We start from the raw sequence: 16,949 nt of genomic DNA, 5'->3' as shown, positions 1-16,949 counted from the left end.
GTCGTCGAGGCCGCCCGCAGCACCCTCGTCATCGGCACCACCTGACCCGACACCGATCGCAGCGAAAACGACGACACAGAGCGAGGCTGCTCACACGTCCGGGTCCGCATCCTGTTCCACTCGATCCTCGATCGAGAGCAGTGTTGGAATCTTTCGATGACGCGTCTTCAATGGAACGGACCGCGACTTGAGGCGCGTTTCTCGACCCCCGGTGACGGCCCACTACAGATAAGCCGGCACGATGCACCGTGCTGACGCGAACGCCTTCCGGAACATCGACGCCGTCGCGACCGTCTCCATGCGCGCGTTGATGGGTTGCGGGCGTTGCTTGGCGAAGTCCTTGGCCCAGCCGGGGAGGAAGCCCCAGCGGGCGCCGGTCGCGGTCCGTTCGTCGTGACGGGTGCGGACCACGGTCACCTCGGTGGTGGGAGCGACGTTGTAGTCGGGCGCAGGCGCCTCGAACTCGGCCACGAGGTCTGCGAGCAGGGTGGACGTGGAATCGGTGACGACGAAGCGACCGCACATGCGCTCAGCATAGGAGCGCATGTGCGGTCGGTCGACCCCTACCGCTCGATGCCGGCCCGTGCGTCGCGGCGGGTCTTCGCGAGCGAGGCGACCGTCGCCACGGTGATGGTCGCGGCGATGAAGAGCAACGAGAACCAGATCGGGATGTCGGGGATCCAGTCGATGTGCCGACCGCCGTTGATGAACGGCAGCTCGTTCACGTGGAGGGCGTGGAACACGAGCTTCACACCGATGAAGGCGAGGATGACGGCGAGGCCCTGCGCCAGGTAGACGAGGCGTTCCAGCAGGCCGCCGATGAGGAAGAACAGCTGACGCAGGCCCATGAGGGCGAAGGCGTTCGCGGTGAACACGATGTACGCCTGCTCGGTGAGGCCGTAGATCGCGGGGATCGAGTCGACAGCGAATACGAGGTCGACGAACCCGATCGCGACGATCGTCAGCAGCATCGGCGTGAAGAAGCGCTTGCCGTCGATCTTCACCGAGAGTCGGTCACCGTGATACGTGTCGGTGATCGGGAGGATGCGGCGGGCGAATCCCACGACCTTGCCGTTGGCCGGGTCGCTCTCGTGGCTGCCGAACGCCTGGCGGTACGCGAGGAACAGCAGCAGTGCGCCCATCAGGTAGAAGATCCAGGAGTAGTTCTCGATGAGTGCGGCGCCGACGGCGATGAACGCGCCGCGCATGATGAGCGCGATGATGATGCCGATCATCAGCACTTTCTGCTGGTACGCCTTCGGGACGGCGAACCCGGCCATGACGATGAGGAAGACGAACAGGTTGTCGATCGACAGCGCCTTCTCGGTCAGATACCCGGCGAAGTACTCGCCGCCGTACGTCCAACCGGAGACGAGGCCGATGCCGACGCCGAACAGCAGGGCGAGGCTGACGTAGAAGATCGACCAGCGTGCCGACTCGGCGATGGTCGGTTCGTGGGGCTTCCGCACGTGCGCGAAGAACTCGTAGACGAAGAAGAGGATCGTGACACCGATGGTGATGATCCAGATCAGCGGGGTGACGGCCATGGTGGCTCCAGGGGCTCGAGGACGGGACTCCGACGCGATGGTCGGAACACGGTCTTCTCCACTCTTGATGAGAGCCGACACCCCGGGACCCGATGGCGGATCCGTACTGACGAGCATGTCGCGAAGGAGTACTCCCCCTGCTCCGACAAGTGTAGGTCAGGGGGTGGGCGGGGTACCTGGGAATTCGCCCTTCGACAGGCTCAGGGACCGGGGTGGGGCTGAGGGACCGGGGTGGGGCTCAGGGACCGGGGTGGGGCTGAGGGACCGGGGTGGGGCTCAGGGACCGGGTGGGGGTCAGGGGCTTGAGACGCTCAGGGGGCGTCGACCCTGCGCCTCGCCAAGCGCTCGGCGTTCGCCGTCGCCGTGGAGTCGCGCAGGATCAGCTCCGGTACCGAGGGCGGCACCGCTCCCGGGGGTTCTCCGTTGACGTGGTCGAGCAGGGTCGCGAGCAGGGTCCGGCCGACCTGTTCGAAGTCCTGCTGCACAGTGGTGAGCGGCGGCGAGAGGTGCTCCGCCTCGGGGATGTCGTCGAACCCCACGACGCTGAAATCGAGCGGGACCCGGAGTCCGCGCTCGGTGAGCGAGTGCATGAGCCCCAGGGCCATCTGATCGTTGGCGGCGAACACCGCGGTGACCTCGTCGTCCAGCTGACGGCCGAGAGCGTATCCGGACGTCGGCGTCCAGTCGCCGGTCCCGACGACCTGCGCGACGAGACCCGCGGTGGCGAGTTCGTCTCGCCAGCCGCGCTCGCGCTCGCGGGCGTCGATCGCGTCCGGTGGTCCGGCGAGGTGCCCGATGCGCCGGTGGCCGAGCCCGATGAGGTGGGCGGTCGCGGCACGCGCGCCGGCGTACTGGTCGACGCCGACGGTGACCATACCTGCACGTGGCGTGGCGTGCAGCGCCACGAGCGGCACGCTGAGTTCCATCCCCGCCACGATGTCGGTGACCCCCTCGCGCGCGCTGATGACGGCGATGCCCTCGACGTTCTGGCGCAGGAACCCCTCGACCGCTGCACGCGCGGAACCCGGGTCGCTGTCCACCATGTTCGCGGTGAAGACCGACCACCGTGCGTCGCGGGCCGCCGCGTTGAAGTGCAGGACCGAGGACGAGGGCCCGAACTCCGTACCGCCGGTGGCGATGAGGCCGATGGTCCGGGAGCGCTTCGTGACGAGTGTCCGCGCGGCGGGGGAAGGGACGTAGCGCAGCTGCTTGATCGCTTCATCGACCCGCGCCTTCGTCGCCGGCCGAACGTTCGGGAGGTCGTTGAGCACCCGTGACACGGTCTGGTGCGACACCCCCGCGAGCCGCGCGACGTCGAAGATCGTCGCATGACGGGACGGCTCAGCCACGCGGTCCCCTCTCGTCGTCGGCGGTCGTGCTCGGTTGCGGCGGGGCCTCGTCCGGCCCCTCCGAGATCGCGGCCAGCAGCTTCGAGACGGTGAGGTCGTAGTTCGGGAGGTCGGCGACCTTCCGTCGGTCGCGCAGCACGGCGATCCGGTGGCTGATGCGCAGGACCTCCTCGAGTTCGGCTGAGATGAACACGACCGACAGACCGTTCTCGGCGAGCCGGGTCACGAGCTTCTGGATCTCGGCCTTGGCGCCGATGTCGATGCCTCGGGTCGGTTCATCGAGCACGAGCAACCGAGGAGCGAGCGCGAGCCACCTCGCCAAGAGTACCTTCTGTTGATTCCCGCCTGAGAGCTCCTTCATGAGCGCATCGGGATTCGCCGGTTTGATGCCCATCGCCTGGATGTAGCTCTCGGCCAGTTCGTTCTGCCGACGCAGCGGGATGCGTCTGAACCACCCGAGGTCCGCCTGGAGGGCCAGCGCGATGTTGTCGCGCAGGCTGAGGTCACCGATGATCCCCTCGGTGCGACGGTTCTCCGACGCGTAGACGATCCGTTGCTTGAGGGCGCGACGCGGGGATCCGAGGCGGGTGGCCCTCCCAGCCACCTCCACCGAGCCGGTGTCGGCCCGGTCGACGCCGGTCAGGAGTCTGGCGAGCTCCGTCCGGCCTGAGCCGAGCAGGCCGGCGATGCCGACGATCTCGCCCTCGTAGACCTTCAGGTCGATCGGTTCGATCGCACCCTGGCGCCCGAGCCCGATCGCCGCGACGAACGGGTCCTCACCGTCGAGGGCGTCGCCCTCGTCGGAGGTGTCGAGCCCGCGTCGGATCTCGTCGAAGGTCGCGAGCTCCTTGCCGATCATCTTGTGGACGAGGTCGATCCGGAGCAGTTCATGTGGGAGGTACTCCCCGACGAGACGCCCCTCCCGCAGCACCGTGAGTCGGTCGGAGATCTCGTAGACCTGGTCGAGGAAGTGCGAGATGAAGAGGATCGCGACGCCCTCGGCCTTGAGGATCGAGATGACCCGGAAGAGCTCGGTGACCTCGTCGTTGTCGAGGCTCGAGGTCGGTTCGTCGAGGACGAGCACCTTGGTGCGCACGGCGATCGCCCGGACGATCGCGACGAGCTGCTGGATCGCCGGCGGGTGGGCGGAGAGCTGCGAGGCCGGGTCGATGTCGAGTCCGACGACGGCGAGCAGTTCGCGGGCGCGCTCGCGCATGCGCCTCCCCGAGATCCCTCCCCAGGCATGACGTGGTTCGCGGCCGAGGAGGATGTTCTCGGCGACGGTCAGGTTGGGGAGGAGGTTGACCTCCTGGTAGACGGTGCTGATCCCGTGCGCCTGGGCGTCGGCGACGCTCGAGAACGAGACCTCGCGTCCCTCGAGGAGGATGCTTCCGCTGTCGATCCGATGGACCCCGGTCAGCGACTTGATCAGGGTCGACTTCCCCGCTCCGTTCTCGCCCATGAGGGAGTGGACCTCGCCGGGGAACAACCGGAGGTCGACGTCGTCGAGCGCTTTGACACCGGGGAAGCTCACGGAGACACCGCGCAACTGCACGAGTGGCGTGGGCGAGGTCATCTGCAGCTCTCCATCGAGTTGGTCGCGGCCGGGGTGTCCGTTGATCACCCGACTCTAGCGCGCGCGACGGCACCGCCGGGAGGCCGCTCCGGGAGAATTGTGAGGGCTAACATTGCCTGTTGACAACCACTTCGAGCCCTGGCTAATGTTCAGCACAACGCAGATGTGATCGCTAACAATTTCCGACCACCTGCGTCACCGCAGCACCACGCACGTCACATTCACGCCGCACCCATCGTCGGGACCGCGGGTCTCAAAGAGGAGAACAATGTTCAAGACAACACGTGTCCGCGCACTCGCGGGCCTCGCCCTGGTCGGCGCTCTCGCGTTCAGCGCGACCGCCTGCTCCAGCGGTTCCGGAAGCTCCGACGGCGACGCCGGTTCCGACGGCGAACTCACCACCATCGGCTTCGTGGCCGTCGGCCCCGAGGGCGGATGGCGCACCGCGAACGAGAAGAACATCCAGGACTCGTTCTCGAAGGAGAACGGCTTCGACCTCAAGTACGCACCGGCGACGAACGGCGACCAGAACTCGCAGATCACCGCCTTCACCTCGTTCATCGACGAGGGCGTCGACGCCATCCTGCTGTCCGCCACCGAAGCGACCGGCTGGGAGAGCGTCCTGGAGCGCGCGAAGGAGGCCGAGATCCCCGTCGTCCTGCTCGACCGCGGCATCGAGCCGAACGACACCGAGCTCTACACGAGCCGCATCGCCCCCGACAACGTCGGCATCAGCGCCTCGGCCGCCGAGTGGGCGAACGGTCAGTTCCCCGACGGCGCCAAGTACGTCGTCCTCGAGGGCCCTCCCGGCCTCTCCGTCGTCAACGACCGCAACAAGGGCTGGGACGACACCATCGACCCGAACTTCACGAAGCTCGAGTCGCAGTCGGCCAACTGGTCCACCGAAGAGGCGAAGAGCGTCTTCGAGACCATCCTCAAGGCGAACAACAACGACGTCCAGCTCGTCTTCGCACAGAACGACGAGATGGGCCTCGGCGCTGCACTCGCCGTCGAGGAGGCCGGCCTGAAGCCCGGCACCGACGTCAAGATCATCACGATCGACGGCACCAAGGCGGCGCTCGAAGCACTCGCCGCCGGACGCCTGAGCTTCGTCGCCGAATACAACCCGCTGTTCGGTGAGACCGCGATCGACATCGTCAAGAAGGCACTCGCCGGCGACACGGTCGAATCGGACATCGTGGTGCCGAGCGTCACGTTCGACTCCCCGGACGCCGCGACGGCAGCACTGCCCGAACGCGCCTACTGATCCGACCCGGTCGCCCGGCAGCCACCCCCCTGCTGCCGGGCGACCGCCCACCCGCTTCCCGGGGACCAGACTCCCCGGCGACGACGCCGGATCGACCGGCAGAACGACCAGGCAGACATGGCAATCACCGAGCCGATCGTCGAGATGCAGCACATCTCCATCGAGTTCCCGGGCGTCAAAGCCCTGCAAGACGTGGACTTCCGTCTCTTCCCCGGCGAGGTCCACACGCTCATGGGCGAGAACGGCGCCGGCAAGTCGACGCTCATCAAGGCCCTCACCGGGGTGTACAAGATCGACTCCGGCACGATCCTGGTCGCCGGAGGCCCCCGTTCCTTCTCCGGAACGGCGGACGCGCAGAGCGCCGGCATCTCGACCGTCTATCAAGAGGTGAACCTCTGCGACAACCTCACCGTCGGCGAGAACGTCATGCTCGGCCACGAGGTCCGCGGTCCCTTCGGCATCAACTGGCGCCGCACCCACGAAGCCGCACACGAAGCGCTCGTCGGGCTCGGCCTCGGGCACATCGACCCCAAGCAGCCGCTCTCGAGCATCTCGCTCGCGCTGCAACAGCTCGTCGCGATCAGCCGGGCCATGGTCACCAAGTCGAAGGTGCTCATCCTCGACGAACCGACCTCCAGCCTCGACGCCAACGAGGTGGAGGGCCTCTTCCAGGTCATGCGCCGACTGCGCGACCAGGGCGTCGCGATCCTCTTCGTCTCCCACTTCCTCGACCAGGTCTACGCGATCAGCGACCGCCTCACGGTGCTCCGCAACGGCGAGTTCGTCGGGGAGTACCGCACCGCGGACCTCAATCGCACCGAGCTCATCTCCAAGATGATCGGCAAGGACTACGGCGCGCTCGCCGCCCTCGGCTCCAACCGCGGCCGGACCGCCACCGCCGACACCCCGGCGTTCTACAGCGCCAAGGACCTCGGGCGGAAGGGTTCCATCGACCCCGTCGACATCGAGGTCCACGCCGGCGAGGTCGTCGGTCTCGCGGGGCTCCTCGGGTCGGGCCGCACCGAGCTCGGTCGGCTCATCTACGGTGCCGACCGTCCCGACTCCGGCACGGTCACGATCGACGGCGCGACCGCAGAGGTCCACACGCCCATGGCCGGCCTGTCGAAGCAGATCGCCTTCTCCACGGAGAACCGACGCGACGAAGGCATCATCGGCGACCTGACCGTGCGCGAGAACCTCATCCTCGCCGTCCAGGCCCGCAGAGGCTGGGCGCGTCCGCTGTCCCGCCGCGAGCAGAACGAGCTCTGCGACAAGTACCTGCTCGAACTCAACGTCCGACCCTCCGACCCGGAACGACCCATCAAGAACCTCTCCGGCGGTAATCAGCAGAAGGTGCTCCTCGGCCGATGGTTGGCGACGAAGCCGCAGCTCATCGTGCTCGACGAGCCGACCCGTGGCATCGACGTCGGCGCCAAGGCCGAGATCCAGGAGGCGATCGCCGCGCTCGCCGAGGACGGGATGTCCGTCGTGTTCATCTCCTCCGAGCTCGAGGAGGTCGTGCGCTTGAGCGAGCGGATCGTCGTGCTGAAGGACCACCGTAAGATCGGCGAGATCGTCAACGGACCCGAGGTCACCGCAGACACCATCGTCGACCTGATCGCCACCGAAGGGAGCGCCACGTGAGCGCCACTGATCAGGGGCCGGCCCGTTCCGGTTCCTCCGCACGCGGCGGGCACGGCTCCGCACGCGGCGTCGTCAGCACCATCGTCCACCAGCCCTACATCTGGGCGATCGTGACCCTGCTGCTCCTGCTCGTCATCAACCTCGTCAAGGACCCCGGCTACCTGGGCGTCTCCGTCAACGGCACGACCGGCAACCTGTCGGGCAACCCCATCGACATCCTGCGTGCGAGCGCCCCGATCATGATGATCGCGGTCGGGATGACGCTCGTGATCGCCACCCGCGGCATCGACCTCTCGGTCGGTTCCGTCATGGCCGTCTCCGGCGCCGTGTCGATGGAGTTCATGAGCAACCAGAGCGGCGGCGACGCCGGTTCGGCCATCGTCGCAGCACTGCTCGCGCTCGCCGTGAGCGCCTTCCTCGGCACCGTCAACGGGGTGCTCGTCTCGATCGTCGGCCTGCAGCCGTTCATCACCACGCTGATCACGATGCTCGCCGGTCGCGGCCTCGCGAAGGTCATCACCTCGGGGCAGAACACCTCGGCCACGAACGAGCCCTTCCGCTGGCTCGCCAACGGCACCGTGTTCGGATTCCCCGTGGTCTTCATCATCGCCGGTGTCATCGTCGCGATCGTCGCGTTCCTCGTCCGGCGCACCGCGCTCGGCCTGATGATCGAGTCCATCGGCATCAACCCGCGCGCCGCCCGGATGGCGGGTATCCGCCCCATCGGCATCCTCATCGCCGTCTACATCGTGAGCGCCGTCCTCGCGGGTGTCGCCGGGATCTTCAGCACCGCCAGCGTCATGACGGTCGAGGTCGCGAAGACCGGTCTGAACGCGGAGATGGACGCCATCCTCGCGGTCGTCATCGGCGGCACCTCGCTCGCCGGTGGCAAGTTCTCCCTCACCGGCAGCGTGATCGGCGCGCTCCTCATCGCGACGCTCGACAAGACGATCGTGTTCCTCTCCATCCCCTCCTCGGCGACGCCGGCGTTCAAGGCCGTCGTGATCGTGATCATCTGCCTCCTCCAGTCACAGCGCGTGAGAGCCCTGTTCGCCCGGCGGAAGTCCCGGACGACGCCCACGGCGTCGGTCCCCACGCGAAAGGAAACGGTGTCCGCATGAGCACCCTCACCGACCGGCCGGCGCCCGACGCTCCGGTGCTGCCGCGGCGCTCGCTGCTGTCGCGGCTGACGCCCAACCTCGAGACCCTGCCCACCCTGGCGGCCGTCGTCATCTTCATCGGCATGGTCGTGTACGGCGAGATCGCCTACGGACGCATCGTCCAGGCCAGCACGATCTCGAACCTGCTCATCAACAACGCCTACCTGATCATCCTCGCCGTCGGGCTCACCTTCGTGATCCTCACGGGCGGCGTGGACCTCTCGGTCGGTGCGATCATCGCCATCAGCAGTCTGATCGGGGTGATGCTCGCGAACTCGGGCTGGAACCCGATCGCGGTCATGGTGATCATGATCCTGATCGGCTCCGCGTTCGGCGTGTTCTCGGGCGTGCTCGTGCAGTACTTCAACGTGCAACCGTTCATCGCCACGCTCGCGATGATGTTCCTCGGGCGCGGTCTCGCGTCGATGCTCAGCACCACCCCGGAGCGTCTCGCCGACGACTCGCCGATCCGTTCGCTGTCCACCGAGTGGAAGGTGATCGACGGCCCGAAGATCAACGACCTCATCACCACCCCGAACGTCCTGATCGCCGTCCTCGTCGTCGCCGCGGCGTTCGTGGTGCTCCACAAGACCCGCCTCGGCCGGACCGTCTACGCGATCGGCGGCTCGGAGCAGTCCGCCCTCCTCATGGGGCTGCCCGTGGTCCGAACGAAGCTCATGGTCTACGTGATCAGCGGCACGCTGGCCGGCCTCGCGGCCGTCGTCTACACCTCGAAGCTCGGCATCGCCCAGAACATCACGGGCGTCGGCTGGGAGCTCGACGCCATCGCCGCGGTCATCATCGGCGGCACCCTGCTGACCGGAGGCGCCGGGTTCGTCCTCGGCTCCGTCGTCGGTGCGCTCGTCCTCGGCCTCATGAACGTGCTCATCACCCGCGACGGCAGCATCCCGCCGGAGGCGACCACCATCATCACCGGCGGCATCCTGCTCGTCTTCGTCCTCCTCCAGCGACTCGTGGTCTCGCGCAAACGCAAGACCTGACGCCCGCCCCCCTCCCGCAGCACCACCCGTTCCATCCCGCTCGACAACGACGCCGAACCAGGAGAACCAACCCCCATGAGACAACTGCGCCTCAAAACGGTCGTCGCGACCTCCATCGCGGCCCTGATCCTGCCGCTCGTCGGTGCCTCCGGCGCCGCTGCAGCGGCGCCGTCGGGGGCCGCTCCGACAGCGGCGACCTCCCAGTCCAGCTTCCGAGCCGCCCCGACGACGCAGGAGGACCTGGACGCCGCCGCGGCGGCGCTCTCGATCGCGAACGTCGACGACGTGCGCGGGAATCTGACCCTGCCGGGAGCACCTGAGGGGATCGACATCGCCTGGGCGTCGTCGGACCCCGCCGTGATCGCCACCGACGGCGTCGTCACGAGGCCGGGTGCCGACACCACCGTCACCCTGACCGTCACGCTGAGCCAGGGCGAGGCGACCGCGACGCGCGAGTTCACGGCGACCGTCCGCGCCGCGATCGCGACCCCCGACTACGAGGGCTACGCGTTCGCCTACTTCACCGGCAACTCGCTCGCCGGCGAGAACATCTACTTCGCCGCCAGTGAAGGCAACAACGCGCTCGACTGGAACGAACTCAACGCCGGACGCCCGGTCCTCACCTCGGACGAGGGCACGAAGGGGCTGCGCGACCCGTTCCTCATCCGCTCTCCCGAGGGCGACACCTTCTACCTCATCGCCACCGACCTCTCGATCGGCAGTGGCACGTCCTGGGGCGACTCGGTCCGGACGGGCAGTCACTACCTCGAGGTGTGGGAGTCCCACGACCTCGTGACCTGGTCTGACCAGCGGCACATCGAGGTCGCACCGGAGAACGCGGGCAACACCTGGGCACCCGAGGCGTACTACGACGACACCATCGGCGCGTACGTGGTCTTCTGGGCTTCGTCGCTCTACGGCGCCGACGACCCGGACCACACCGGGAACAGCTACCACCGCATGATGTACGCGACCACCCGCGACTTCACGTCGTTCAGCGAGCCGCAGGTCTGGCAGGACCAGGGTGTCTCGCGGATCGACTCGACGGTGATCAAGTCGAGCGACACCTACTACCGCTTCACCAAGGACGAGGGTGCCGGTGGCACCGGGTGCGCCGACATCATCCAGGAGTCCTCGACGGACCTGCGGGCCACGCTCGAGTCCTGGACGGTGCTCGACACCTGCATCGGTCGCGACGCCGGCACCAGCGCGGTCGAGGGGCCGACGGCGTTCGCCGCCAACCCCGGCGACGTCAACGGCGACAAGTTCTACCTCTTCGTCGACGAGTACGGCGGACGCGGCTACATCCCGCTCGAGACCGAGGACATCGCGAACCCGGACTGGCAGGTCGCGAAGGACTACGACCTGCCCGCGAGCCCGCGCCACGGCACGGTGCTCCCGGTCACGGCTGCAGAGCTGCAGCTGCTCGAGGACAGCCTCGGCGGAGCACCCGAGCCGGTGCCCGCGAACGAGGACGGCGAGATCGTCCGTTACGACTTCGCCGGCTCCGCAGGATCGACGCTCAGCGACGTTTCCGGCAACGGCCTCGACGCGACGGTCGAAGGCGGTGCGACCTTCTCCGACGGTGCGCTGCAGCTGGACGGCGGAGACGACTACGTCAAGCTGCCCGACGACCTGCTCGCCAGCGTGAAGGACGTCACGGTGGAGGCGGAGGTCTGGATCGACCCGACGCAGGCCAACCCGTACTTCATCTACGGGCTCGGCAACACCACCGGTGGCGCCGGCGACGGCTACCTGTTCAGCACCGGCAACGCGTATCGGACGAGCCTCGCGACCGGTAACTGGAGCACGGAGCAGACGGTGTCGCAGGGCAAGGACCTGACGCGCGGTCGCTGGGCGAAGCTGACGTACACGCTGCAGGGCACCACCGCCACGATCTACCTCGACGGCATCGCCGTCGGGACCGGGACCGTGACGTCCGATCCGGGCGACATCGGCGGCGGATGGACGAGCGCCAACTACCTGGGCCGTTCGAACTACGACGCCGACAACCGCCTGAAGGGCGCGTTCCGCGAGTTCGCGATCTACAATCGCGCGCTCTCGGCGGACGAGGTGCTCGCCGGCTCCGGGAACACCGCGGCGCTCACCGACATCGGCCTCGAGGAGGACGTGTTGAAGACCGCCCCGATCGTCGACAACGACCGTCACGAGGTCGTCTTCCCGGTGCGCCCCGGAACGGACCGCACCGTCTTGAGCCCGACGTTCACGACCGCGGCCGGTGTCACGGTGAGCCCCGCCTCGGGGACCGCCGTCGACCTCAGCAGCCCGGTGACCGTGACGTTGACGCCGACCTCGGGTGCTGCCGTGACGTGGACGATGCGGGCGGTCGAGATGAAGAGCCCGGTCATCCCCGGTCTCTACGCCGATCCGAACGTCTTCGTCTGGGGCGACACCTATTACATCTATGCGACCTCGGACGGCTTCGCCGGTTGGGGTGGCAAGGAGTTCTTCGTCTGGTCGTCGAAGGACCTCGTCGACTGGGAGCGTTCGGCGGAGCCGATCCTGACGCTCGACGGCGCGAACGGGAACGTGCCGTGGGCGACCGGCAACGCCTGGGCGCCGACGATCGGGGAGAAGGACGGGAAGTTCTTCTTCTACTTCAGCGGCCACAACCCCTCGGTCGACCGGAAGACCATCGGTGTCGCCGTCGCGGACAGCCCGGCCGGTCCGTTCACGGCTCAGCCGAACGCGATGATCCTCAACGACGAAGCGGTGACCTCGGGACAGGCGATCGATCCGGCCACGTTCACCGACCCGGTGACGGGGAAGAGCTACCTGTTCTGGGGCAACGGCGCGCCGGTGTACGCCGAGCTGTCGGACGACATGCTGTCGATCAAGGCCGACACGCTCAAGCGCATCGACGGTCTGACCGACTTCCGCGAGGGTGCCTTCGTCAACTACCGGGACGGGATCTACCACCTGACGTACTCGATCGACGACACCGGTTCGGAGAACTACCGGGTCGGGTACGCGACGGCGACGAGCGTCGACGGCCCGTGGACGTACCGCGGTGTGATCCTGCAGAAGAAACCAGAACTCGGCATCCTCGCCACCGGTCACAGCTCGATCCTCAACGTGCCGGGCACCGACGACTGGTACATCGTCTACCACCGGTTCGCCATTCCGGGTGGTGACGGCCAGCACCGCGAGACGACGATCGACCGGCTGACGTTCGACCCGGAGACGGGCCTCATGAACCCGGTCGTCCCGACCCTCGAGAGCGTCGGCCCGCAGCGGATCGCGGTGCCCGGTGCCGAGGGCACACTGACGATCGACCAGCCGTCGGTGCGGGTGGGTGAGTCGATCTCGGTGTCCGGGTCCGGCTTCGCCGCGGGGGAGCAGGTGCGGTTCACGCTGTTCTCCACCCCGACCGACCTCGGGACCGTCGTCGCGGACGCTTCGGGTGCGTTCGTGGCGACGCTCACGGTGCCCGCTTCGGTGGTGCCGGGTGCACACACCCTGCAGGCGCTGGGCGCGGACTCGGGCATCACGGCCGAGGCGGCGCTGACCGTCCTGGCCGCGGATGCCGCGGCTCCCGGCGCTGCGGGCTCCGGTCCTGGTGCGCTGTCGACCACCGGTGTCTCGGTCGTCGGATTCCTGGGCCTGGCCGGGCTGCTCGTCGCAGCCGGTGCGTGGCTGGTCGTCCGTCGCCGACGCGTCGCCTCCTAGCCCGCGCCGACACAGCACCGATCCCGTCCGGGGTGACCATCGTCACCTCGGCCGGGATCGCCGTCTGTCCGGTCGCGATGAACCGGGCTGCTCACGACGGCAGGACGATGACCTTGCCGGCGACCCGGCCGGCAGCGGCTTCGGCATGGAGTGCGGGCAGCTCCGTGAGCGGGATCCGGCGCGTCACCTCGACCGTCAGTGCCCCTTCGTCGACGAGGGACACGAGGGTGGACAGGCGGTCGCGGTTCCGCAGGACGAAGACCGTCGCCGAACGGACCTGCCGCTCCTCGTCCCCGGGCGTCGGCATCCACGCGGTGGTGCTCACCACTGCGCCGCCGTCGCGGACGAGCCCGACGAGCGCCTCGAACTGCTCCGGGTCGATCGGCGCGAGGTTGAGGAGGACGTCGACGGGTGCCGACACCGCGCCGAGGAGGTCGGACGCCGTGTGGTCCACGACCTCGTCCGCCCCGGCGGCCCGGACTGCCGCCTCACTCCGCGGGCTGGCCGTCGCGATGACATGGACCCCTGCGCGCTTGGCGAGTTGGATCGCGTACTTGCCGACGACCCCGCCGCCGCCGACGATGAGGACGCGCTGACCCGACTCGAGGCCGCCGTCGTCGAACAGCGCCTGCCAGGCGGTCAGGGCGACCGAGGGGAGGGCAGCGGCGTCCGCGAGCGGGATGGCCGTCGGTGCTGCGACGACGGCGTCCGCCGGTGCGATCACGTACTCAGCCGCACCACCGTCGAGCTGCATCGGGAGGAAGCCGATGACTGCGTCGCCGACCGAGAGCCCCTCGACGCCCTCACCGATCGCGTCGATCGTGCCCGACACGTCGTACCCGGGGACGTGGGGGAGCTGGACCGGGATCGGCAGGAAGCCGGCCCGCATGCCGTTGTCGGCCGCGTTGAACGCCGACGCGGCGACGCGAATGCGCACCTGCCCCGCGGCTGGAATCGGCTGCTCGATGTCGCCGTAGTGGAGGACCTCGGGTCCGCCGACCTCGTGGAACTGGACTGCCTGCATGATGCTCTCCTTTGTTGAATGCTTCGAATTTGAAGCAAGTGCCATGACGATAACACTGCTTCGAAGTCGAAGCAACACCTAGAATGGATGCGTGTCCGAAACGCCTGCATCCCTCACCCCGACCGAGCTCGGCGCGTATTTCGCGTTCACCGAGGTGAGCAGCCTGCTGCGGCCGGCGGTCGAGCAGCAGCTCCGAGAGGCCGGGGAGTTGAGCTACGTCCAGTTCCTGTTGCTGGCGCGCCTCGGTGATGCGCCGGACGGTCACCAGCGCATGACGGATCTCGCGGACGGTGTGGTCTACAGCCGCAGTGGCCTCACCTACCAGGCGCAGTTGCTCGAACAGCGGGGGCTCATCACCCGCTCGCCGTCACCGGACGACGAGCGCAGCACCGTCGTGGCGATCACGACGGCCGGCCGGGACGTGCTCGCCACGGTGTTCCCTGGTCACATCCAGGCCGTCAAGGACCTGCTCTTCGCGCCGCTCGACGTCGACGACGTCAGCGAGCTCGCGCGCATCCTCGGGCGGGTCAGTGAGCATCTGCGGGCGGCGCCGCCGCGCTCGGCGGGTCGGCGCCGGAAGGCCTGAACGGGCAGCGGTCAGCGGCGGGCTTCGAGGAGCGACACGAACTCGTCGGCCATCGCGAGCTGCTGCTGCAGCTTGGTGCGACGCTCGGCCGCGTCGGTGATGAATCCGTCGAGGATCGCGCGCGTGTCGTCGTCGGGTGCGGTGTCCATTGCGTCGATCACCCGGAGGAGTTCGGCCATCTCCTCGAGCGAGAAGCCGAGTGGTTTCATGCGTCGGATGAGGATGAGGCGGTCGTAGTCGTCCTGCGTGTACAAGCGGAATCCGCCCTCGGTGCGCGCGGAGGCCGAGACCAGGCCGACGTCGTCGTAGTGCCGCAGCGTGCGGAGCGAGAGTCCGGTGCGCTCGGCGAGTTCGCCGATGTGCATGGTGGTCGGTTCGCTCGTCACGGTCGCCTCACTTCAAATCAACCCTTACGTTAGGGTAGAGTTATCGATGGCGGCCGATCGGGCCGCATCTCCCCACCATTCTCCCGCGCGTGACGCCCCCGCGCGGTCGGTGGCGTGCGCACCGCAGCGCCGGACCCAGACATCCCCATCCGGTCCTCGCGTTGAGGACCCCGACTCCGACAGGAGCACTCATGGCCACTGGCCCCAGATCCGCCGCACCGGACGCCACCGTCCTCTCCGCCCTCCGCAGCCCCCGCATCCTCAGCAGGGAGGTGCTGGCGGGCCTCGTCGTCGCCATGGCGCTCATCCCGGAGGCGATCTCCTTCTCGATCATCGCGGGCGTCGACCCGCAGGTCGGGCTGTTCTCCTCGTTCGTCATGGCCGTGGCGATCGCCTTCCTCGGCGGCCGCCCGGCGATGATCACGGCGGCCACGGGAGCGATCGCCCTGGTCATCGCCCCGGTCGCCCGCGAACACGGCCTCGACTACTTCATCGCCACGGTCATCCTCGGCGGTGTCTTCCAGGTGGTCCTCGGTCTCCTCGGCGTCGCGAAGCTCATGCGCTTCATCCCGCGCAGCGTCATGGTCGGGTTCGTCAACGCCCTGGCGATCCTGATCTTCACCGCCCAGCTCCCGAACCTCATCGGCGTGCCCTGGCTCGTGTACCCGCTCGTCGCGGTCGGCATCGTGGTCATGGTCGTCATGCCCCGCCTCACGAGTGTCGTGCCGGCGCCGCTCGTGGCGATCGTGCTCATCACCGCGGCGACCGTGGTCACCGGACTGAACGTGCCGACCGTCGGCGACCAGGGCGAACTGCCGCGCAGCCTGCCGACCCTGTTCATCCCGAACGTGCCGTTCACGCTGGAGACGTTCACGATCATCGCCCCGTATGCGGCAGCGATGGCGTTGGTCGGGCTCCTCGAGTCGCTCATGACGGCCAAGCTCGTCGACGACGTCACCGACACCCCGTCGGGCAAGACCCGCGAGTCGCTGGGCCAGGGGATCGCGAACGTGCTCTCCGGGTGCTTCGGCGGCATGGGTGGCTGCGCGATGATCGGTCAGACCATGATCAACGTGAAGGCCTCCGGCGCGCGGACGCGGATCTCGACCTTCCTCGCCGGGGTGTTCCTGCTGGTCTTGGTCGTCGCGCTGGGCGACGTGGTCGCGGTGATCCCCATGGCCGCCCTCGTCGCGGTGATGATCATGGTGTCCGTCGCGACCTTCGACTGGCACAGCATCAACCCGAGGACCCTGCGCGCCTTGCCCCTCGGCGAGACCGTCGTCATGGTCGCCACGGTCGTCGTGGTGGTCCTGACGCACAACCTCGCGATCGGTGTCGTCATCGGTGTGATCGCCGCGATGGTCGTGTTCGCGAGGCGGGTCGCCCACCTCGCCACCGTCGAACGCGCGGTCGATCTGTCGGCCGCGACGCCCACCGCCCGGTACACCGTGACCGGCGAGCTGTTCTTCGCGTCCAGTAACGACCTCACGACGCAGTTCGCCTACGCCGAGGACCCGGAGCGGATCGTCATCGACCTCTCGCAGTCGCACGTCTGGGACGCGTCGACCGTCGCCGCCCTCGACGCGATCACCACGAAGTACGAGCGTCGCGGGAAGCGGGTCGTCATCGAGGGGATGAACGACGCGAGCACGCGGATCCACAGCCGGCTGGCCGGCAAGCTGACCGGCGGTCATTGACCGCCGGTCCTGCGGGCGCCTG

General features: G+C 68.1%; 13 protein-coding genes. 7 read left to right on the top strand and 6 right to left on the bottom strand.

Annotated elements, in window-relative coordinates:
• Window positions 1-222: 222 nt before the first annotated feature.
• The 4 genes from B9Y95_RS12620 to B9Y95_RS12605 form a co-directional block, all read right to left on the bottom strand.
• Complete coding sequence (locus tag B9Y95_RS12620) at window positions 223-525, bottom strand: SOS response-associated peptidase (RefSeq protein WP_085512228.1); 303 nt, start codon at window positions 523-525, stop codon at window positions 223-225.
• 38 nt (window positions 526-563) lie between these two features.
• Complete coding sequence (locus tag B9Y95_RS12615) at window positions 564-1,547, bottom strand: TerC family protein (protein ID WP_085512172.1); 984 nt, start codon at window positions 1,545-1,547, stop codon at window positions 564-566.
• Between the two features lie 311 nt (window positions 1,548-1,858).
• Window positions 1,859-2,896 (bottom strand): LacI family DNA-binding transcriptional regulator, encoded by a 1,038-nt coding sequence (locus B9Y95_RS12610; RefSeq protein WP_085512171.1) that lies wholly within the window; start codon window positions 2,894-2,896, stop codon window positions 1,859-1,861.
• Window positions 2,889-4,472 carry a sugar ABC transporter ATP-binding protein gene (locus B9Y95_RS12605; RefSeq protein WP_085512170.1) on the bottom strand — a complete coding sequence of 528 codons (1,584 nt, stop codon included), beginning with the start codon at window positions 4,470-4,472 and terminating at the stop codon, window positions 2,889-2,891. The genes B9Y95_RS12610 and B9Y95_RS12605 overlap by 8 nt, the downstream gene beginning before the upstream one ends.
• A gap of 268 nt (window positions 4,473-4,740) precedes the next feature.
• On the opposite strand from B9Y95_RS12605, the gene B9Y95_RS12600 reads away from it, so the two are divergent.
• From B9Y95_RS12600 to B9Y95_RS12580, 5 genes are all read left to right on the top strand, one after another.
• Window positions 4,741-5,739 carry an ABC transporter substrate-binding protein gene (locus tag B9Y95_RS12600; protein ID WP_079000993.1) on the top strand — a complete coding sequence of 333 codons (999 nt, stop codon included), beginning with the start codon at window positions 4,741-4,743 and terminating at the stop codon, window positions 5,737-5,739.
• A gap of 117 nt (window positions 5,740-5,856) precedes the next feature.
• Window positions 5,857-7,383, top strand: coding sequence for a sugar ABC transporter ATP-binding protein (locus B9Y95_RS12595; protein WP_064295086.1), 1,527 nt, complete (start codon window positions 5,857-5,859; stop codon window positions 7,381-7,383).
• On the top strand, window positions 7,380-8,504 hold the full coding sequence (locus B9Y95_RS12590; RefSeq protein ID WP_123539667.1) for an ABC transporter permease: 1,125 nt from the start codon (window positions 7,380-7,382) through the stop codon (window positions 8,502-8,504). The genes B9Y95_RS12595 and B9Y95_RS12590 overlap by 4 nt, the downstream gene beginning before the upstream one ends.
• The gene (locus tag B9Y95_RS12585; protein ID WP_085512169.1) at window positions 8,501-9,544 is read left to right on the top strand and encodes an ABC transporter permease; all 1,044 of its coding nucleotides are present in this window, start codon (window positions 8,501-8,503) and stop codon (window positions 9,542-9,544) included. Before B9Y95_RS12590 ends, B9Y95_RS12585 begins: the two co-directional genes overlap by 4 nt.
• Window positions 9,545-9,619: 75 nt before the next feature.
• On the top strand, window positions 9,620-13,234 hold the full coding sequence (locus tag B9Y95_RS12580; protein ID WP_085512168.1) for a family 43 glycosylhydrolase: 3,615 nt from the start codon (window positions 9,620-9,622) through the stop codon (window positions 13,232-13,234).
• 91 nt (window positions 13,235-13,325) lie between these two features.
• Here B9Y95_RS12580 and B9Y95_RS12575 read toward each other — a convergent pair whose 3' ends face one another.
• Window positions 13,326-14,258: an NADP-dependent oxidoreductase gene (locus tag B9Y95_RS12575; protein WP_085512167.1), complete on the bottom strand. Its 933-nt coding sequence runs from the start codon at window positions 14,256-14,258 to the stop codon at window positions 13,326-13,328.
• Between the two features lie 91 nt (window positions 14,259-14,349).
• On the opposite strand from B9Y95_RS12575, the gene B9Y95_RS12570 reads away from it, so the two are divergent.
• Window positions 14,350-14,844, top strand: coding sequence for a MarR family winged helix-turn-helix transcriptional regulator (locus tag B9Y95_RS12570; RefSeq protein WP_085512166.1), 495 nt, complete (start codon window positions 14,350-14,352; stop codon window positions 14,842-14,844).
• 11 nt (window positions 14,845-14,855) lie between these two features.
• Here the strand turns inward: B9Y95_RS12570 and B9Y95_RS12565 are convergent, their stop codons facing one another.
• On the bottom strand, window positions 14,856-15,209 hold the full coding sequence (locus tag B9Y95_RS12565) for a MerR family transcriptional regulator (RefSeq protein ID WP_064295101.1): 354 nt from the start codon (window positions 15,207-15,209) through the stop codon (window positions 14,856-14,858).
• A 212-nt stretch (window positions 15,210-15,421) separates the two neighbouring features.
• On the opposite strand from B9Y95_RS12565, the gene B9Y95_RS12560 reads away from it, so the two are divergent.
• On the top strand, window positions 15,422-16,927 hold the full coding sequence (locus B9Y95_RS12560) for a SulP family inorganic anion transporter (protein ID WP_085512165.1): 1,506 nt from the start codon (window positions 15,422-15,424) through the stop codon (window positions 16,925-16,927).
• The last annotated feature ends 22 nt before the right edge of the window (window positions 16,928-16,949 follow it).

Source organism: Plantibacter flavus (genome assembly GCF_900177615.1).
Lineage (GTDB): Bacteria > Actinomycetota > Actinomycetes > Actinomycetales > Microbacteriaceae > Plantibacter > Plantibacter flavus.
Note: the sequence above shows the minus strand (reverse complement) of the source record. Positions and strands in the feature narration are given on the sequence as shown.